This window comes from Streptomyces sp. NPDC044061 (assembly GCF_056434305.1).
Window position 1 is genome coordinate 60280 of record NZ_JBWKFL010000020.1, and the last position, 18492, is coordinate 78771.

Here is an 18492-nt window from a genome sequence, read left to right on the forward strand (position 1 = left end):
CCGCTCCCCCCCACCCCCCCCCCCCCCCCCCACACCCCCCCCCCCCCCCCCCCCCCCCCCCCCCCCCCCCCCGCCGGCGTGTTCCTCACCGCTTACGCGCTGGCGGGCCGGGAGCGCGGCTTCGGCCGGATCGCGGCCCTGCTGATCCCCCTGGAGCTGGCCGCGGACACGGTGTTCACCACAGGCCAGCACGCCTGCTACGGCAGGGCGGGCGGCCCGGTCGCCGGACCGTTGCGCGCCTTCGGTTTCGACGTGCTGTGCCGGGGCGGCGCCGTGGGCACCCCGCTGGCCCAGGTCACCGGCGGCCGCGGCCACACGGACGGGTTGCTCGCGCACGCCGACCCGGCCGCGGCTTGGCTGCTGCTCGCCGCGCACGTGTGCGTGGGCCTGCTGGCCGCCGCCTGGCTGCGCCGGGGCGAGCGGGCCCTGGCCCAGCTGCTTCGCGCGGTCACCGCGACCACCTTCCGGCCGCTGCTGCTCGCGGCGGCCGCCCGGGCCGTACGGCTCTCTCCGGTCCGTCGGCTGCCGCGCCCGGCCCCGCGGCCGTCGGCCGCCCGCGACCTGCTCCTAGTTCACTCTCTGGGACGGCGTGGACCGCCGTGCTCTCCGGCACTCGTCTGAGCACGATCAGTCCCCCACACGTATCCCGCGTACGGCACGTGCGCGTCCCACATGGAGATCACCGATATGAGCAAGCGGAACACCCAGGCGGCGAAGACGGCGGCCCGGGAGCGGCTGCGCCAGGAGCGCGAGCGCCAGGCCAAGCGCGACAAGGCCAAGCGGCAGCTGATCGTGGCCGGCTCGGTCGTGGCCGTGTTGGCCGCGGCCGGCGGCATCGGCTACGCGGTCGTCCAGGCCAACAAGCCCAGCTACTGGGAGGGCCTCAAGGACGCCGAGGTCACCGCCCCGGCCAACACCACGGGCACGAAGGGCACCACCGTCGTCATCGGCAAGGACACGGCCAAGAAGACCCTCAAGGTCTACGAGGACGCGCGCTGCCCGGTCTGCGCCCAGTTCGAGCAGACCGTCGGCTCGACCGTGAAGAAGGACATCGACGACGGCAAGTTCAAGATCCAGTACATCGGTGCCACGTTCATCGACGGCCACGACAACGGCGTGGGCTCCAAGAACGCGCTCAGCGCCCTCGGCGCGGCGCTCGACGTCAGCCCCGAGGCGTTCCTGGAGTACAAGTCCGCGCTGTACTCCACGAAGTGGCACCCGGACGAGCAGACCGACAAGTTCAAGGACGACAGCTACCTCCTCAAGGTCGCCGACACCGTGCCCGCGCTGAAGAACAACGCGAAGTTCAAGGCCGCGGTCGGGAAGGGCACCTACGACGCCTGGGCGATGGCCATGTCGAAGACCTTCGACGACAACAAGGACGGCGTGACCGGCACCCCGAGCTTCGTCATGGACGGCAAGAAGCTCACCGCCGACAGCCAGGGCAACCCGCCCATGACGGTGGCCGACTTCAACAAGGTGATGGACGCGGCCCTCAAGGGCTGACGCAGGGTCGGAAAACCGATCACCGAGTGAAGAGCGGGCGAACTTTCGGAGTTCGCCCGCTCTGGCGCATACCGATCAGTAACCTGATCGGTCGTGACCAGTCGATACCGATCATCCGAGGCATCCCAGGGCCTCAACTCCCTCTCGCCCCGCCGCCGTACGGTCGTCAAGGCCGCGGCGGCGACTGCTGTCCTGGCCGGCCCGCTCGCCGCCGCCCTGCCGGCCCGTGCCGCCACGGACGCCCCCGCCTTCCTGCACGGCGTCGCCTCCGGCGACCCGCTGCCCGACGGCGTCCTGCTGTGGACCCGGGTGACCCCGACGTCGGAGGCGATACCCGGCTCCGGGCTCGGCCCGGACACGGAGGTGAGCTGGGTCGTCGCCAAGGACAAGGCGCTCACCAGCGTCGTCGCCAAGGGCTCCACCACCGCGACGGCCGCCTCCGACCACACCGTCAAGGCCGACATCCGCGGCCTGGAACCGGCCACCGACTACTGGTTCCGCTTCTCGGCCGGTGGCACCGACTCCCCGGCGGCGCGCACCCGCACCGCGCCGGCGGCGGACGCCGCAGTCTCCGGTCTGCGCTTCGGCGTGGTCTCCTGCGCCAACTGGGAGGCCGGCTACTTCTCCGCCTACCGACACCTCGCGGCCCGCAGCGACCTGGACGCGTGGCTCCACCTGGGCGACTACATCTACGAGTACAAGTCCGGCGAGTACGCGGCCCGGGGCACGGTCGTGCGCCCGCACGCCCCCGCGAACGAGATCCTCACCCTCGCCGACTACCGGATCCGGCACGCCAAGTACAAGACGGACCCCGACCTGCAGGCCCTGCACCTGAAGGCGCCGGTCATCGCGATCTGGGACGACCACGAGTTCGCGGACAACGCCTGGTCGGGCGGCGCGGTCAACCACACCGAGGGCGCCGAGGGCACCTGGACGTCCCGTCAGGCCGCCGCCAAGCAGGCCTACTTCGAGTGGATGCCGGTCCGTCCCGCGATCGCCGGCACCACCTACCGCCGGCTGCGCTTCGGCAAGCTCGCCGACCTCTCCCTGCTGGACCTGCGCTCCTTCCGCTCCCAGCAGGCCTCGACGGCCAGCGGCTCCGTCGACGACCCGAACCGCACGATCACCGGCCGGGCACAGCTCGACTGGCTGAAGGCGGGCCTGAAGGCCTCCGACACCAGGTGGCGGCTGGTCGGCAACTCGGTGATGATCTCGCCGTTCTCCTTCGGCTCCCTCTCCGCCGACCTGCTCAAGCCGCTCGCCAAGCTGCTCGGGCTGCCGCAGGAGGGCATCGCCGCCAACACCGACCAGTGGGACGGCTACACCGACGACCGCCGCGAGCTGCTGGACCACCTGCGCTCCAACGCCATCGGCAACACCGTCTTCCTGACCGGTGACATCCACATGGCGTGGGCCAACGACGTGCCGGTGGACGCGGGCACCTACCCGCTGTCGGCGTCGGCGGCCGCCGAGTTCGTGGTCACCTCGGTGACCTCCGACAACCTCGACGACATCGTGAAGGTCCCCGAGGGCACCGTCTCCGCGATCGCCTCGCCGGTCATCAGGGCGGCCAACCGGCACGTCCACTGGGTGGACACCGACCGCCACGGCTACGGCGTCCTGGACATCACCACCGACCGCGCGCAGATGGACTACTACGTCCTGTCCGACCGCACGGACGCCCACGCGAGCTCCACGTGGGTCCGCTCGTACCGCACCCGCAGCGGCACCCAGAAGGTCGAGCGCACCTACGACCCGGTGTAACCGCTACAGGCTGTCGAGGAAGCCGAGTGCCACCCGCCAGGTGGCCTCGGCCGCCTCCTCGTCGTAGTCAGGCAGCCCGGGGTCGGTGTACACGTGCCCGGCCCCGGTGTACCGGTAGATCTCCACGTCCGCCCCCGCCCTGCCCATCTGCAGGTACCAGGCGCTCAGCCAGTCGTCCGTCTCGAACGGGTCCGGCTCGGCCACGTGCAGCTGCACCGGCAACTCGTCCACCTGCGCGTTCGGCGCGATGTCCGACGTGCCGTGCAGAAGCAGCAGGCCACGGGCCTTCTCGTCGCCGAGCGCCAGCGTCTGGGCGATGGAGGCGCCGAGCGAGAACCCCGCGTACACCAGCCCGCGCTCCGAGTACGGCGCCGCCGCCAGCACGGCCCGCTTCAGCAGCTCCTCCTTGCCGATCCGCTCCCTGAACTCCATGCCCTCCTCGACCGTGTCGAACGTGCGCCCCTCGAAGAGGTCCGGCGTCCACACCTCGTGGCCCGCCGCGCGCAGCCGGTCCGCGGCCTCGCGCACCGCGGGCCTGAGCCCGTAGGTCGAGTGAAAGAGCATGATGTTCATGAGGCCCATGGTGCCAGCCCGCTCCGGCACCGCCGAACCGCGGCCGTACCCACTCGCGCCGAGAACTCACATGTTCATGACCCCGCGAGCCCGGTTAGGCGCGGAGGCATGGAGAACGTCATCCGCCCAGTGATCGTGCTCGGCAGTTCGGTGCTGCTCACCGTGCTCATCGGCTGGGCCACCGACCGACTGTTGCACAAGGCCGACGACCGGAACCCCGAGACGCCGCTGTGGGGGCTGCTGCGGCGCGGCCGCGTCCCCTACCAGCTCGTCCTGTGCGCCGCACTGCTCAGAGGGTCGTACGACCAGGCCAAACTGCTCGAGCGACACCAGGTCGGCATCGGCCGGGCGCTGACCCTGGTGCTGATCGGGTCCGCCGCCTGGCTGGTGATCCGGATCGCCGCGGCGATCGTCGAGACGTCCTACAGCCGCTATGCCCGCGCCCACCGCGACGCGGCCCGGGTACGCCGGGTCCGCACCCAGGTGGAGCTGATCATGCGGGTGGTATCGGCGATCGTGATCGTCGTGGCGGCGGCCTCGATGCTGCTGACCTTCCCGGCGATGCGCGCGGCCGGTGCCTCGCTGCTGGCCTCCGCCGGCCTCCTGGGCATCGTCGCCGGTGTCGCCGCCCAGTCGACCCTGTCGAACCTGTTCGCGGGACTGCAGATCGCCTTCGGCGACATGGTGCGCATCGGCGACACGGTGGTGGTGGACGGCGAGTGGGGCACGGTCGAGGAGATCACCCTCACCTTCCTGACCGTACGGACCTGGGACGAGCGGCGGATCACGATGCCGGTGTCGTACTTCACCTCCAAACCGTTCGAGAACTGGTCGCGGGGCACCCCGCAGATGACGGGCATCGTCTACTGGCATCTCGACCACGGCGCGCCGATCGAGGCGATGCGCGAGAAGCTCCGCGACATCCTGCGCCAGTGCCCCGCCTGGGACGGCCGCGCCTATGGACTGCAGGTGACGGACACGACCCCGAACACCATCCAGGTGCGCGCCCTGGTCACCGCGAAGGACGCGGACGACATCTGGACGGTCCGGGTCACCGTCCGCGAGGAGATGATCACCTGGCTTTCCGCGGAGCACCCCTACGCCCTGCCCCGCGTCAACACCGCGGACTCGGTCCTCCCGCCGAACCGCATCCCGTCTCCCGACCACGCGACGCTGCGCAGGGCCTACGACTTCCCGCGCACGGGCCGGGGTTGACCGGCCTCCCCGTCACTGCCCGCGCTCGGCACCGCCGTTGACCTGGATGATCTGCGAGGTGACGTGCCCGGCTCCGGGGGAGGCCAGCCAGTGCAGGGTGGCGGCCACGTCGGCGGGTATGCCGGCACGGCCCGTCGTGGTGTCGGCGACGAGCCGCTGCCGCCGCGCCTCGTTCATGGTGTCGCCGAAGAACTCGGTGTCCTCGATGTACCCGGGCGCGACCACGTTCACGGTGATGCCGCGCGGGCCCAACTCGCGGGCCAGGTCGTGGGCGTAGGGGTGCAGACCGGCCTTGGCCGCCGCGTAGGCACCGCTGCCGGAGCCGCGGTAGGCGGCGATGGAACTGACGAAGAGCACCCGGCCGCCCGGTTCGGCGAGCCGGTCCTTCAGCGCCTCGCTGAGGAGCGCGGCGGTCAGGATGTTCTGCCGGAAGTTGACGGTCCAGTCGTGGGCCACCCGGTCGAGGGGGTCGTCGCTGCCGGCCGGCGGCTCCAGGTTCCCGGCGCCGCCGGCGCTGTGCACGAGCACGTCGACGCCGCCCAACTCCTCGGCGACGAACCGGGCGACGCCGCGCACCTCACCGGGTTCGGCCAGGTCGGCCGCGTAGGTGAGCGCTCCCGGTACGTCCGCCTTCTCCAGCACCCCGGCGCGCCGCCCGAGCAGCAGGACCCGGTCCCCGTCGGCCGCGAACGCCCGCGCCGTCGCGAGCCCGATCCCCGTACCGCCGCCACTGATCACGATGTTGCGAGTCATGCTGCGAGCGTACGGGCGGACCACGGACCACGCCTCGAGTTGTCCACAGCGGCGATCTGCTTGTATGACGAAGGTCGCCTCAGGGCCTCAGCGGCGTCAGCGGCGTCAGCGGCGTCAGCGGCGTCAGCGCAGGCTGCGCACGTCCAGGTGCCGCAGCACCCGGTCCACGATCTCCGGATCCGCCCCCGGCTCGCTGCGCGCCGCCAGCACCTCGTGCCGGGCGGCGCTGAGCATCTCCCCCTGGATCCGCCGCACCCGCCGCAGGCGCCTGGCCCGCTGCTGATGCGCCTCCCGCCGCTCCTCCTCCCCCATGTCCGGGCTGATCCGGATCCCGATGTCGAAGGCCCGCCGCAGCATCTGTTCGGACAGCTCCTCGGGCAGGTCCTCCACCTGCTCGATCTCCCGCAGCCTGCGCTTCGCCGCCTTCGCGGCCCGCCGGGCCAGGTCCTTCTCGAACTCCTTCTCCCGCTCGGAGTCGGCCCTGACCCCGAGCCGCTTCACCAGCCAGGGCAGGGTCAGCCCCTGCAGGACCAGTGTGGCGATGATCACACCGAAGGCGATGAAGATGATCTCGTTCCGGTCGGGAAACGGGGACCCGTCGTCGGTCCGGAGCGGGATGGCCAGCGCCAGTGCCACCGACGCCACCCCGCGCATCCCGGACCACCACATCACCACGGTCTCCCGCCAGCTCATCGGGATGTCCTCGTCGTAGTCCCGCCTGGCGTGCAGCCGCTTGGTCAGCCAGGTCGCGGGCATCAGCCACAGCAGCCGTACGAGGACGACGACACCGACGATCGCGGCCGCCCAGCCGAGCAGTTCGCCCCAGCGTCCGGAGGCCGTCCTGATCGCGTTGTGCAGTTCGAGCCCGATCAGCCCGAAGGCGACACCCGTGACGAGCGTGTCGATGATGTCCCAGAAGGTGTGCCCGGCGAGCCGGGTCATCACGTCGTCGGCGTCGGTCGCGTACTCGGCGAGGAAGAGGGCCGTGGTGAGGACGGCGAGCACTCCGGACCCCTCGAGCTCCTCCGCGAGCACGTAGGAGGCGTACGGCACCAGCAGGGTCAGCCCGATCTGCAGGGTCGGGTCGCCGAGCAGGTCCATCAGCTTGTTCGCGCCCCAGCCGAGCGCCAGCCCGACCGCGACCGCGACGACGGCGGACAGCACCAGGTCGAGGCCGGCGTGCCACGGCGAGAACTCCCCGCTCACGGCGGCGGCGATCGCCACGTGGTACAGCACGATGGCCGTGACGTCGTTGAAGAGCCCCTCGCCCTCCAGGATCGACACCAGCCGGCGGGGCAGCCCTAGCTGCCCGGCGACGGCCGTGGCGGCGACCGGATCGGGCGGGGCGATCAGCGCGCCGAGCGCCACGGCGGCGGCGACCGGCAGTCCGGGCACGATCGTGTGGGCCACGGCGGCCACGCACAGCGTCGTCACGAACACCAGGGCGACGGCCAGCAGGAAGATCGGCCGTTTGTTCGCGGCGAACTGCCGCCACGAGGTCCGCCGTACGGCGGCGTAGAGCAGGGGCGGCAGCAGCGCGGGCAGGATCAGCTCGGGCGGGATGTTCACGTTGGGCACGAAGTCGGCCACCGCCAGGGCCCCGCCGAACAGGGTCATCAGCACCGGTGCCGGCACTCCGAACCGCTCCCCCACCGGGACGCTCACCAGGGCCCCGAGCAGCAGCACGAACAACAGGGCCAACTGATCCACGGCCAGCGCTCCGGGAGTCGACGATCACACGGCAGACCTCCAGCCTGCCACGGGCCCCGCCCACCGGCCGTTCCCTGCGCCTACGGCTGCAGGACGCGCCGCATCGCCCGGTGCGGGATCCCGGCGTCCGGGAACTCAGGGCCGTACGCCTCGTACCCAAGGCGCTCGTAGAAACCCAGGGCGTGGGTCTGCGCGTGCAGGTCCACCGCCGTCAGGCCGCGCGCGCCTGCCGCCTCCTCGATGGCCCGCACCAGGGCCACGCCGACGCCCAGCCCGCGCGCCGCACGGCCGACGGCGAGCCGCCCGAGGGAGCCCACCGAGGCGTCCCCACCGGTCTTCGCGGCGGCCGCCTCGCCGTACAGCAGACGCCCGGTGCCGAGCGGCACGCCGTCCTCGCGGACCGCCAGCACATGCACCGCGACGGCGTCGTACGCGTCGTACTCGATGTCCTGCGGAACGCCCTGCTCGACGACGAAGACCTCCTTGCGCACCGCGAAGCAGGCCTCGCGGTCGGCGGGATCCTCGGCGACCCGGACGGTGTACGGCGTGCTCACGCGTACGTCTCCTCGCGGACCTGGTCGAGGGCCTGCTGCAGGTCCTCGGGGTAGTCGCACTCGAACTCCACCCACCGCCCGTCGCCGGGGTGCTCGAAGCCGAGCCGTACGGCGTGCAGCCACTGGCGGGTCAGGCGCAGCCGCTTGGCGAGGGTGGGGTCGGCGCCGTAGGTGAGGTCGCCGACACAGGGGTGACGGTGCGCGGCCATGTGGACGCGGATCTGATGGGTGCGGCCGGTCTCCAGCTTCACGTCGAGCAGGGAGGCGGCGCGGAAGGCCTCGATGAGGTCGTAGTGGGTCACGGAGGGCTTGCCGTCCGCCGTGACCGCCCACTTGTAGTCGTGGTTCGGATGCCGGCCGATCGGAGCGTCGATCGTGCCGCTCGTCGGGTCCGGGTGGCCCTGGACGAGGGTGTGGTAGCGCTTGTCGACCGTGCGCTCCTTGAACTGGCGCTTGAGCGACGTGTACGCGTACTCCGACTTCGCGACCACCATCAGGCCGGAGGTGCCGACGTCCAGGCGGTGCACGATGCCCTGACGCTCGGCGGCGCCGGAGGTGGAGATCCGGTACCCGGCGGCGGCGAGACCGCCGATGACGGTCGGGCCGGACCAGCCCGGCGAGGGGTGCGCGGCCACGCCGACCGGCTTGACGATGACGACCACGTCATCGTCGTCGTGCACGATCTCCATGCCCTCGACCGGCTCGGCGACCACCTGCACGGGCGCGGGCGCCTGCGGCATCTCGACTTCGAGCCAGGCGCCTCCTTGCACCCGCTCCGACTTGCCGACCACAGCGCCGTCGACCTGCACCTTGCCTGCCGCGGCCAGCTCGGCCGCCTTCGTACGGGAGAAGCCGAACATGCGGGAGATGGCGGCGTCGACGCGCTCGCCCTCCAGGCCGTCGGGCACGGGCAGGGTACGGATCTCGGGAATCGTGCTCACCCGACGAGTATGCCGGACAGCTCCGACCGCCCCGAACGAGCCTGTGGACAACGCCCCCGGGACCCGGGCCTCAGTCCTTGTGGACGGTGCCGTCCGGGTCCAGGCCGCGGAAGGACAGCAGCACGATCAGGATGCCGCCGCACACGATCGCCGAATCGGCCAGGTTGAACACCGCGAACCCCTTGGGCGCGATGAAGTCCACGACCTCGCCCTCGAAGATCCCGGGCGCCCGGAAGATCCGGTCGGTGAGGTTGCCGAGCGCGCCGCCGAGCAGCAGGCCGAGGGCGATCGCCCAGGGGAAGCTGTAGAGCTTGCGGGCCAGGCGGAAGATCACCACGATCACGGCGGCCGCGATCAGCGTGAAGATGACCGTGAAGGCCGCACCGAACCCGAAGGCCGCGCCGGGGTTGCGGATGGCGTGCAGCTCCAGCAGGTCGCCGATCACCTGGATCGGCTCGCGGTGCTCCAGCTTCGCGACCACGAGCATCTTGCTGACCAGGTCGAGGGCGTACGCGAACGCGGCCACCGCGAACAGCACGGCGATCCGGCGCCCGCGCCCGGCCCGCTGCCGCGCCGGCGTCTGCTGCTCGCCCGCGCCGGACTCATCGGACGGGCCCGGCCCGCCGGGTGCTTCGGCGGCTGTCGTCCGCTCGTCGCCGTCGTCCGGGGTGCCCGGCGTACCGATGATGCGCTCCGCCTCTGCCACGTGAGTCCCTCAACCTAGGTGCCTGACTGAGGACGAGACTACGGCACGCTCCGGCTGACCCCGGTGCTCAGGAGCGGCGTTCCTGCTTCTGCTTGCACTCCACGCACAGAGTGGCCCTCGGGAACGCCTGCATACGGGCCTTGCCGATGGGGTTGCCGCAGTTCTCGCACAGACCGTAGGTGCCCGCGTCGAGCCGTTCCAGGGCACGTTCGGTCTGGATGAGCATCTCGCGCGCGTTGGCGGCCAGCGCCAGCTCGTGCTCACGCGTGATGTTCTTGGTGCCGGTGTCGGCCTGGTCGTCGCCCGCGCCGTCCCCGGAGTCCCGCATCAGGCCCGCGAGGGAGGCCTCGGAGGAGCTGATCTCGGTGCGCAGCCGCTCCCCCTCGGACAGCAGCTCGGCACGGGCCTCGGTGACCTCTTCCGGGGTCCAGGGGGCCTCCCCGGGGCGCACCGCCAGCTCGCCGGGCTCCGCCGCGGCGACCCGTGCCTTGGGGAGGGCGGTCTGCTCCGCCGTGGCCGTGCCAGGAGTCTTCTTCGCAACCACTGTCGTGGCTCCCGTCTGCTTCGCGGCCCGCGCCGCGCCCGCTTTCTTGGCCGTGCTCTTCTCGGCCGCCCCCGTGGAGACGTCCTTGGCGACCGCCTTCCCGGCAGCCTTCTTCCCGCCCGCCTTCCCGGCAGCCTTCTGGGCGGCCGTCTTCGTGGAGCGCGTCTTCTCGGCGGCCGCCTTCTTCGGAGCAGCCGTCTCCTTGGCGGCGGCCTTCTTCGCCGCCGCCTTACTGCCCACCGCTGCGGCGGCCGCCTCCGTCGTGCCCGTGGCCTTCTCGGCCTTGCTCTTCTCGGCCGCAGCCTTGTGGGCCGCAGCGTCCTCGGCCGTCGCCTTCTTCACCGTCGTCTTCTCGGCCGACGCCCTCTTGGCGGCCGTCTTCTCCGCGGTCGTCTTCCTCGCCCCCGTCTTCCCGGCGGCAGCCGCCGCGCCGGTCTCCTTTGCGGCCGCCCTCCTCCTGACCTCCCCGGTCGCCGCCGCCTTCGCTGCGGTCGTCTTCTCCGCAGGCGTCTTCTCAGCCGTCGCCTTCCCGGTGTCAGGCGCCGCGCCGGCCTCCTTGACCGCCGCCTTCCTCCGGGCCTCCTTGACCGCCGCCTTCCTCCGGGCCTGCCCGGCCGCCGCCTTCGCCCCGATCTCCTTGACCGCCGTCTTCTTCCCGGCCTCCCCTGCCACCGTCTTCTTCCCGGCCTCCTTGGCGGCCGTCTTGTCCGCAGCCGTCCTCCTGGCCACCGGTTTCCCGGTGTCAGGCGCCGCACCGGCCCCCCGCTCCACCGCCTTCCTCCCGGCCTCCCCGGCCGCGGTCCTCTTCCCGGCCTCCCCGGCCGCGGTCCTCTTCCCGGCCTCCCCGGCCACCGTCTTCTTCCCGGCCCCCGCAGTACTACCCCGCTTCCGCCCGCTCTCCTCTTCCGCGGGCGCCTTCTTCGAGGCAGTGCGGGACTCCTCGACGAGCGGCTCTCCGGCCGCGCCGTCGGCCGTCGTCCTGCCCGCCGGTCCTTCTCCTCGCTCCGCCCGGCCTGCGGGCGCTCCGACCGTCTTCAGCGGCCCTGCCCGGCCCGCCGACGCCTCACGCGCGCGCATGCTCTTCTTGCCGCCGGCTGCCTTGGGCTCGCCACCGGGGGCAGCCGTACCGCTGGAGGCTTCCGCGCCTCCGGAGCGGCCGGTCGCCGGCTGCTGTACGGCGATCTTCTTCGCCACCATGGCCGCGACCCCTTCACATATTGTGATCTTGCTCGCGAATCGTGCTGGGACGATAAATCGACTTGAGTCCCGCGGCAACGGGGCACACCGCCCGATTCGCCCGCCCGCGCCCCCCGCGCAACGGACCTGCATCCGTTGTGCCCCGCTCCCCGCCGGGTAATCCGCCGAGCCCGACGTGCCGGGACGCGGGCACCCGCGCTGCAGGCCATTCGGGTCATGCCGTCCCTTCCCCGGCCGGCCGCCCGTACGGGCCGCAAAAGCGGTCGGCCGCTGTCCGTGCGGCGCCGTACACTGGGCGGAGCGGAAAGCGTGGATGGGGACGAGTAGCGGCGTACGCAGCCCAGAGCGACCCGGGGACGGTGTGAGCCCGGGAGCGAGCGCGACGTGAAGATCACCCCGGAGCCGCCGGAAGAAAGCCGTGGAGCACCCACCGCGGCGAGTAGAACCGGCTTCGCGACCCCAATGAGGGGGCTCACCGGCGCGTACGGCGCGACGGAGGGCCAAGGAGGGTGGTACCGCGGGAGCGCGCCGCACACGGCGTAGACAGGAACGAAGGCTCTCGTCCCTCCGACGGAAGGCAGCAAGTCCGTTGGAGGATGCTCGCAGATGACAGCGCCGACGTACCGCCAGGTGCCCGCACAGGTCGACCTGCCCGCGCTTGAGCACGCCGTGCTCGACTTCTGGCGCGACCAGAAGATCTTCGCAAAGAGCCTGGAGCAGTCCGAGGGCCGGCCCGAGTGGGTGTTCTACGAGGGCCCGCCCACCGCCAACGGCATGCCCGGCGCCCACCACATCGAGGCGCGCGTCTTCAAGGACGTCTTCCCGCGCTTCCGCACCATGCGCGGCTTCCACGTGGCCCGCAAGGCCGGCTGGGACTGCCACGGCCTGCCGGTCGAGCTGGCCGTCGAGAAGGAGCTGGGCTTCTCCGGCAAGCAGGACATCGAGGCGTACGGCATCGCCGAGTTCAACGCCAAGTGCCGCGAGTCCGTGACCCGGCACACCGACGCCTTCGCCGAGCTGACGACCCGCATGGGCTACTGGGTCGACCTGGACGACGCCTACCGGACCATGGACCCCGAGTACGTGGAGTCGGTCTGGTGGTCGCTGAAGGAGATCTTCGGCAAGGGCCTGCTGGTCCAGGACCACCGTGTCGCTCCCTGGTGCCCGCGCTGCGGCACCGGCCTGTCCGACCACGAGCTGGCGCAGGGCTACGAGACGGTCGTGGACCCCTCCGTGTACGTCCGCTTCCCGCTCACCTCCGGTCCGCTCGCCGGTGAGGCCGCGCTCCTGGTGTGGACGACGACCCCCTGGACCCTGGTGTCCAACACGGCGGTCGCCGCGCACCCGGAGGTCACCTACGTCGTCGCGACCAACGGCGAGGAGAAGCTCGTCGTCGCCGAGCCGCTCGTCGCCAAGGCGCTCGGTGAGGGCTGGGAGACCACCGGCCAGACCTTCACCGGCGCCGAGATGGAGCGCTGGACCTACCAACGTCCGTTCGAGCTCGTGGAGTTCCCGGCTCCGGCGCACTACGTGGTGAACGCCGACTACGTCACCACCGAGGACGGTACGGGTCTGGTCCACCAGTCCCCCGCCTTCGGTGAGGACGACCTCAGGGTCTGCCGCTCCTACGGCCTGCCCGTGGTCAACCCGGTCCGCCCCGACGGCACCTTCGAGGAGGACGTCCCACTGGTCGGCGGCGTCTTCTTCAAGAAGGCCGACGAAAAGCTCACCGAGGACCTCCAGCAGCGCGGCCGACTCTTCAAGCACCTGCCGTACGAGCACAGCTACCCGCACTGCTGGCGCTGCCACACCGCGCTGCTCTACTACGCGCAGCCCTCCTGGTACATCCGCACCACTGCGATCAAGGACCGCCTGATCCAGGAGAACGAGCGGACCAACTGGTTCCCGGAGACGGTCAAGCACGGCCGGTACGGCGACTGGCTGAACAACAACATCGACTGGGCCCTGTCCCGCAACCGCTACTGGGGCACCCCGCTGCCGATCTGGCGCTGCGAGGACGACCACCTCACCTGCGTCGGCTCCCGCGCGGAGCTGACCGAGCTGACCGGCGCCGACCAGTCGGGCCTCGACCCGCACCGCCCGTACATCGACGAGGTCACCTTCGCCTGCCGCCACGACGGCTGCGGGAAGACGGCCACGCGCGTGCCGGAGGTCATCGACGCCTGGTACGACTCGGGATCGATGCCGTTCGCGCAGTGGGGCTACCCGCACAAGAACAAGGAGCTGTTCGAGAGCCGGTACCCGGCCCAGTTCATCTCCGAGGCGATCGACCAGACCCGCGGCTGGTTCTACACGCTGATGGCCGTCGGCACGCTCGTCTTCGACAAGTCGTCGTACGAGAACGTCGTGTGCCTGGGCCACATCCTCGCCGAGGACGGCCGCAAGATGTCCAAGCACCTGGGCAACACCCTGGACCCGATCCCGCTCATGGACAGGCACGGCGCGGACGCGGTGCGCTGGTTCATGGCGGCCGGCGGTTCCCCGTGGGCGGCCCGCCGGGTCGGGCACGGCACCATCCAGGAGGTCGTCCGCAAGACGCTGCTGACGTACTGGAACACGGTGGCCTTCCAGGCCCTGTACGCCCGCACGTCGAACTGGGCGCCCAGTGCCGCGGACCCTGCTCCGGCCGAGCGCCCGCTGCTGGACCGCTGGCTGCTGTCCGAGCTGCACGCGCTCACCGACCAGGTGACCCAGGCGCTGGTGGCGTACGACACCCAGCGTGCCGGCAAGCTGCTGTCCGCGTTCGTCGACGACCTGTCCAACTGGTACGTCCGCCGTTCGCGCCGCCGCTTCTGGCAGGGCGACAAGGCCGCGCTGCGCACGCTGCACGAGGTGCTGGAGACGGTCACGAAGCTGATGGCGCCGATCACCCCGTTCATCTCCGAGCGGGTGTGGCAGGACCTGGTCGTACCGGTCACGCCGGGCGCCCCGGAATCCGTGCACCTGGCCTCCTGGCCGGAGGCGGACCTGTCCGCGATCGACCCGGAGCTGTCGAAGCAGATGGTCCTGGTCCGCCGGCTGGTCGAGCTGGGCCGTGCCACGCGCGCGGAGTCGGGCGTCAAGACACGTCAGCCGCTGTCCCGGGCGCTGATCGCAGCGACCGGCTTCGAGGCCCTGGACCGCGAGCTGCACGTCCAGATCACCGAGGAGCTGAACGTCTCCTCGCTGGCGTCGCTGTCCGAGGTCGGCGGCTCGCTGGTGGACACCACGGCGAAGGCCAACTTCCGCGCCCTCGGCAAGCGGTTCGGCAAGCGGGTGCAGGACGTGGCGAAGGCGGTCGCCGCGGCCGACGCGGCCGCGCTGTCCCTGGCCCTGCGCGAGGGCACGGCGTCGGTCGAGGTCGACGGCGAGACGGTCACCCTGGCTCCCGACGAGGTGATCATCACGGAGACCCCGCGTGAGGGCTGGTCGGTGGCCTCCGACTCCGGTGCCACGGTGGCGCTGGACCTGGAGATCACGGAGGAGCTGCGACAGGCGGGCCTGGCCCGCGACGCGATCCGGCTGATCCAGGAGGCCCGCAAGAACAGCGGCCTGGACGTCGCCGACCGGATCGCCCTGCGCTGGACCTCCACGGACCCGGCGGTGGTCGCGGCCCTGAACGAGCACGCCGGCCTGATCGCCGAGGAGGTCCTGGCGACCGGCTTCGCCCAGGGTGAGGCCGACGACACGTACGGCGAGCCGTTCACGGACGAGGGGCTGTCCCTGACCTTCCGGCTGCGCAAGGCGTAGGCGAGCGGGCCTCCGGGCCTCCGGGCAGGGCCCGGTCCCCTCACCGGGGGCCGGGCCCTGTTTCATCACCGGGGGCCGGGCCCTGTTTCATCACCGGGGGCCGGGCCCTGTTTCGTGAGCGCCCACGAGCAACTCAACACGCGTAAAAAGGGCGGGACCCCGGACCGAAGTCCGGGGTCCCGCCCTGAACGCTGCCGACGCCGTTGTCGTACTAGTGTCCGCGACCCGTCAGTTGTCGTCCTCGTCGATCAGGAAACCGCGCATCGGCGAGGGTGCCTGGCCCATCGGGGACGGACCCTGCGGACGGACCGGAGCCATGGGCTGGGTCATCGCGGGGGTCATCTGCTGCTGGCCGCCGTACGACGGGGCGGACGGCGCAGGCGGGCCGCCCATCGTCTGGCTGCCACCGTAGGACGGGGCGGTCGCGCCGGCCGGGGCCATGGAGGGCGCCGGGGACGGCGGCAGAGACGCCGTGGCCGGGGTGCGCGGCGGGGCCAGGGAGTCGTCGGCCTGGGTCTCCAGCTGGCGCAGCTGGGACTCGAGGTACGACTTCAGACGCGTGCGGTACTCGCGCTCGAAGCCGCGCAGGTCCTCGACCTTGCGCTCCAGCGTGGCGCGCGCGGACTCCAGGGAGCCCATGGCGACGCGGTGCTTCTCCTGCGCGTCCCGCTCCAGCGCGTCGGCCTTGGCACGGGCGTCACGCTCCAGACCCTCGGCGCGGCTGCGGGCCTCGCCGACGATCTTGTTGGCCTCGGAGCGGGCCTCGGCGATCGCCTGGTCGGCGGTCTGCTGGGCCAGCGAGAGGACACGGGCGGCGCTGTCGCCACCGGGGCCCTGACCGTGGCCGCCCATCGGACCGCCCATGGGGCCGCCCATCGGGCCACCCATCTGCTGCTGCATGGGCGGCTGACCGCCCATGGGGCCCTGACCCATCGGACCCTGACCCATCGGGCCCTGGCCCATCGGACCCTGGCCCATCGGACCCTGGCCCATCGGACCCTGGCCCATCGGGCCGGGACCCTGCGGGCCGCCCTGACCGCCGGGACCGGCGGGCAGCTGCGGGGCGCCGCTCGGCAGCTGCGGGGGACCACCCATGGGGCCACCCATCTGCTGCTGCGGCGGGCCCGATATGCCGGCGGGCACCGGCGCGCCGGGCCCTCGCATGCCCTGCTGCTGGTCCTGCTCCGGAGGTTTGCGCATGTTCTGCTGGTTCTGGGCAGCAGCGCGCGTGGCCGCGGCCAGCTTGGCGCGCAGGTCCTCGTTCTCGCGGAGCAGACGGGTCAGTTCGGCTTCGACCTCGTCGAGGAAGGCATCGACCTCGTCCTCGTCATAGCCTTCTCGGAGGCGGACGGTCGTGAACTGCTTGTTCCGCACGTCCTCGGGGGTCAACGGCATCTCTTCACCTCAACGTAGTCATCGGCAGTCGGCAAGACCGTATCGTCCACCCTCATCACAGGAAGCTCTGCGCAACGGAGATGAGGATGTAGACGATGATCATCAGTACGAAGAAGGACAGGTCGAGCGCCACGCCCCCGAGACGCAGCGGCGGGATGAACCGCCGCAGAAGCTTCAGCGGTGGATCGGTGACAGTGTAGGTGGCCTCCAGGACGACCACCATCGCCTTGCCGGGTTGCCACGAGCGGGCGAACTGGAAGACGTAGTCCATGACCAACCGGAAGATGAGCACGACGAGGAACACCATCAGCGCGATGTAGATCACCTGCGCGAACACGCTCATGGCCTGACTTTCCCTCTCCCCTGTCCCGTGCTTCTTTCCGGTGGTGCGTCTCAGCTCTGGTTGAAGAACCCGCCCTCTGCGATGCGGGCCTTGTCCTCCGCCGTGACATCGACGTTAGCAGGCGACAACAGGAACACCTTCTGCGTCACCCGCTCGATGCTGCCGTGAAGACCAAACACCAAACCAGCCGCAAAGTCGACAAGTCGCTTCGCGTCTGTGTCATCCATCTCAGTCAGATTCATGATCACCGGGGTGCCTTCACGGAAGTGTTCCCCGATGGTACGGGCCTCGTTGTAGGTCCGCGGGTGAAGAGTGGTGATCCGGTACGGCTCTCGTTCGGACACGACCTTGGGCATGATCACCGGTGCGTTCTTCTCCAGGGACTGACGTTCTTGTGTGATGGATGCCACGGGCGCGATGCGCGCCGGACGTCCGGATTCCGCGGCGAGCGAAGTCGATCGAGCCACCGGTTCGCGCGGCGCGGGCGGTTGCACGATTCGCACCTCTTCGTCCCTTTGGGACTGGTGCGCGCCGTGCGACTGGTGTGACGACTCGTGCCGTCGGTGGTCACGCTCGGGCTCCGGGTCCAGTTCGGGCTCGAAGTCGTCGTCGGGGTCGAATCCACGGCCGTCGTACCCATCGTCCTCCACGAGGCCGAGGTAGACCGCCATCTTGCGCATCGCGCCGGCCATGCTCTGAGTCCTCCGCTCTGTGGTGGATCGGCTGACGACTGCCAAGTGCCCGCGATCCACGTGGTCGTTGTGCCAGCCATCGCGGGCATTGACCATATTTTCTGCTGTGGTCCGACTTCTTGGCGACGTTACCCGAGCCTGGGGCGGACTCCGAGTACCGCGGTGCCGACGCGCACATGTGTCGCTCCGGCGGCCACGGCCTGCTCGAGGTCCGCACTCATCCCTGCAGACACCATGGTTGCAGCAGGATGGGCTCGGCGCAGGTCGGTCGACAAATCCATGAGCCGCTCGAATGCCGCCTGTTCGCGTCCCGCGTACTCCCCGCCGAGCGGAGCGACGGTCATCAATCCGTCGAGCCGCAGCCCGGGGGCCTCGGCCAGGAGGTCGGCCAACTCTTCGATTCCGCCGGGCGCGACGCCTCCGCGCTCGCCCCGCTCGCTCTCGCCGGCGTCGAGCGCGACCTGGACGAGACAGCCCACCTCGCGCTCGGCCCGCACGGCCTCCTTCGACAGCGCCGCGACAAGTCGGGCACGATCGACAGACTGCACCATATCGGCATAACTCACCACGGAACGGACTTTGTTGGTCTGCAACTGACCGACAAAGTGCCACTTCAGGGGCAGATCCGCACAAGCGGCGGCCTTCGGGGCCGCGTCCTGGTCCCGGTTCTCGGCGACATGGCGCACACCGAGCCCCGACAGAATCCGCACATCGCTCGCCGGGTAGGTCTTGGTGACCACGATCAGGGTCACCTCCTCCCGCTTGCGCCCGGCCGCCACACAGGCGGCGGTGATGCGCTGCTCCACTTTCGCCAGGTTTCCGGCGAGTTCGGTCTTACGGTCCGTCATG

16 protein-coding genes are annotated in these 18492 nt (G+C 71.0%); 5 read left to right on the forward strand and 11 right to left on the reverse strand.

Going from position 1 to position 18492, the window contains the following annotated elements:
• The 3 genes from AC07CM_RS30115 to AC07CM_RS30125 form a co-directional block, all read left to right on the forward strand.
• On the forward strand, positions 1–621 hold a 621-nt coding region (locus AC07CM_RS30115; RefSeq protein WP_478879607.1), incomplete at its 5' end, for a hypothetical protein.
• Positions 622–687: 66 nt separating this feature from the next.
• Entirely contained in the window at positions 688–1506 is an 819-nt protein-coding gene (locus AC07CM_RS30120) for a thioredoxin domain-containing protein (protein WP_478879608.1), read from the forward strand.
• Between the two features lie 93 nt (positions 1507–1599).
• Complete coding sequence (locus AC07CM_RS30125; protein ID WP_478879609.1) at positions 1600–3270, forward strand: alkaline phosphatase D family protein; 1671 nt, start codon at positions 1600–1602, stop codon at positions 3268–3270.
• A gap of 3 nt (positions 3271–3273) precedes the next feature.
• Here the strand turns inward: AC07CM_RS30125 and AC07CM_RS30130 are convergent, their stop codons facing one another.
• The gene (locus AC07CM_RS30130; protein WP_478879610.1) at positions 3274–3843 is read right to left on the reverse strand and encodes a dienelactone hydrolase family protein; all 570 of its coding nucleotides are present in this window, start codon (positions 3841–3843) and stop codon (positions 3274–3276) included.
• A gap of 108 nt (positions 3844–3951) precedes the next feature.
• Here AC07CM_RS30130 and AC07CM_RS30135 point away from each other — a divergent pair, with 108 nt between their 5' ends.
• Positions 3952–5058 (forward strand): mechanosensitive ion channel family protein, encoded by a 1107-nt coding sequence (locus tag AC07CM_RS30135; RefSeq protein ID WP_478879611.1) that lies wholly within the window; start codon positions 3952–3954, stop codon positions 5056–5058.
• A 12-nt stretch (positions 5059–5070) separates the two neighbouring features.
• Here the strand turns inward: AC07CM_RS30135 and AC07CM_RS30140 are convergent, their stop codons facing one another.
• The 6 genes from AC07CM_RS30140 to AC07CM_RS30165 all read right to left on the reverse strand — a co-directional run bounded on the left by AC07CM_RS30140 (position 5071) and on the right by AC07CM_RS30165 (position 11463).
• A complete protein-coding gene (locus AC07CM_RS30140) occupies positions 5071–5811 on the reverse strand; it encodes an SDR family NAD(P)-dependent oxidoreductase (protein ID WP_478879612.1) in 741 nt (246 codons plus the stop codon).
• Positions 5812–5934: 123 nt separating this feature from the next.
• Complete coding sequence (locus AC07CM_RS30145; protein ID WP_478879613.1) at positions 5935–7521, reverse strand: Na+/H+ antiporter; 1587 nt, start codon at positions 7519–7521, stop codon at positions 5935–5937.
• 80 nt (positions 7522–7601) lie between these two features.
• Positions 7602–8075 carry a GNAT family N-acetyltransferase gene (locus tag AC07CM_RS30150; RefSeq protein ID WP_478879614.1) on the reverse strand — a complete coding sequence of 158 codons (474 nt, stop codon included), beginning with the start codon at positions 8073–8075 and terminating at the stop codon, positions 7602–7604.
• On the reverse strand, positions 8072–9016 hold the full coding sequence (locus AC07CM_RS30155; protein WP_478879615.1) for an RluA family pseudouridine synthase: 945 nt from the start codon (positions 9014–9016) through the stop codon (positions 8072–8074). Before AC07CM_RS30155 ends, AC07CM_RS30150 begins: the two co-directional genes overlap by 4 nt.
• A 70-nt stretch (positions 9017–9086) precedes the next feature.
• Entirely contained in the window at positions 9087–9722 is a 636-nt protein-coding gene (lspA, locus tag AC07CM_RS30160) for a signal peptidase II (RefSeq protein ID WP_478879616.1), read from the reverse strand.
• A 67-nt stretch (positions 9723–9789) separates the two neighbouring features.
• Positions 9790–11463, reverse strand: a complete 1674-nt coding sequence (locus tag AC07CM_RS30165; RefSeq protein ID WP_478879617.1) for a TraR/DksA family transcriptional regulator — start codon at positions 11461–11463, stop codon at positions 9790–9792.
• Positions 11464–12069: 606 nt separating this feature from the next.
• Here AC07CM_RS30165 and ileS point away from each other — a divergent pair.
• Positions 12070–15213 carry an isoleucine--tRNA ligase gene (gene ileS, locus AC07CM_RS30170; RefSeq protein WP_478879618.1) on the forward strand — a complete coding sequence of 1048 codons (3144 nt, stop codon included), beginning with the start codon at positions 12070–12072 and terminating at the stop codon, positions 15211–15213.
• A gap of 228 nt (positions 15214–15441) precedes the next feature.
• Here the strand turns inward: ileS and AC07CM_RS30175 are convergent, their stop codons facing one another.
• The 4 genes from AC07CM_RS30175 to AC07CM_RS30190 form a co-directional block, all read right to left on the reverse strand.
• The gene (locus AC07CM_RS30175) at positions 15442–16608 is read right to left on the reverse strand and encodes a DivIVA domain-containing protein (protein WP_478879619.1); all 1167 of its coding nucleotides are present in this window, start codon (positions 16606–16608) and stop codon (positions 15442–15444) included.
• A 55-nt stretch (positions 16609–16663) separates the two neighbouring features.
• Positions 16664–16951 (reverse strand): YggT family protein, encoded by a 288-nt coding sequence (locus AC07CM_RS30180; RefSeq protein ID WP_391329097.1) that lies wholly within the window; start codon positions 16949–16951, stop codon positions 16664–16666.
• Positions 16952–17001: 50 nt separating this feature from the next.
• Positions 17002–17643, reverse strand: coding sequence for a cell division protein SepF (locus AC07CM_RS30185; RefSeq protein WP_066992671.1), 642 nt, complete (start codon positions 17641–17643; stop codon positions 17002–17004).
• Positions 17644–17771: 128 nt separating this feature from the next.
• On the reverse strand, positions 17772–18491 hold the full coding sequence (locus tag AC07CM_RS30190) for a YggS family pyridoxal phosphate-dependent enzyme (protein WP_478879620.1): 720 nt from the start codon (positions 18489–18491) through the stop codon (positions 17772–17774).
• Position 18492 lies beyond the last annotated feature (1 nt).

What these genes read in the sequence shown, in the direction of transcription:
- AC07CM_RS30120 (WP_478879608.1), top strand. Translation starts at nt 688, where the DNA reads ATGAGCAAGCGGAACACCCAGGCGGCGAAGACGGCGGCCCGGGAGCGG.
- AC07CM_RS30130 (WP_478879610.1), bottom strand. Translation starts at nt 3,843, where the DNA reads ATGAACATCATGCTCTTTCACTCGACCTACGGGCTCAGGCCCGCGGTG.
- AC07CM_RS30135 (WP_478879611.1), top strand. Translation starts at nt 3,952, where the DNA reads ATGGAGAACGTCATCCGCCCAGTGATCGTGCTCGGCAGTTCGGTGCTG.
- AC07CM_RS30140 (WP_478879612.1), bottom strand. Translation starts at nt 5,811, where the DNA reads ATGACTCGCAACATCGTGATCAGTGGCGGCGGTACGGGGATCGGGCTC.
- AC07CM_RS30165 (WP_478879617.1), bottom strand. Translation starts at nt 11,463, where the DNA reads ATGGTGGCGAAGAAGATCGCCGTACAGCAGCCGGCGACCGGCCGCTCC.
- ileS (WP_478879618.1), top strand. Translation starts at nt 12,070, where the DNA reads ATGACAGCGCCGACGTACCGCCAGGTGCCCGCACAGGTCGACCTGCCC.
- AC07CM_RS30175 (WP_478879619.1), bottom strand. Translation starts at nt 16,608, where the DNA reads ATGCCGTTGACCCCCGAGGACGTGCGGAACAAGCAGTTCACGACCGTC.
- AC07CM_RS30180 (WP_391329097.1), bottom strand. Translation starts at nt 16,951, where the DNA reads ATGAGCGTGTTCGCGCAGGTGATCTACATCGCGCTGATGGTGTTCCTC.
- AC07CM_RS30185 (WP_066992671.1), bottom strand. Translation starts at nt 17,643, where the DNA reads ATGGCCGGCGCGATGCGCAAGATGGCGGTCTACCTCGGCCTCGTGGAG.
- AC07CM_RS30190 (WP_478879620.1), bottom strand. Translation starts at nt 18,491, where the DNA reads ATGACGGACCGTAAGACCGAACTCGCCGGAAACCTGGCGAAAGTGGAG.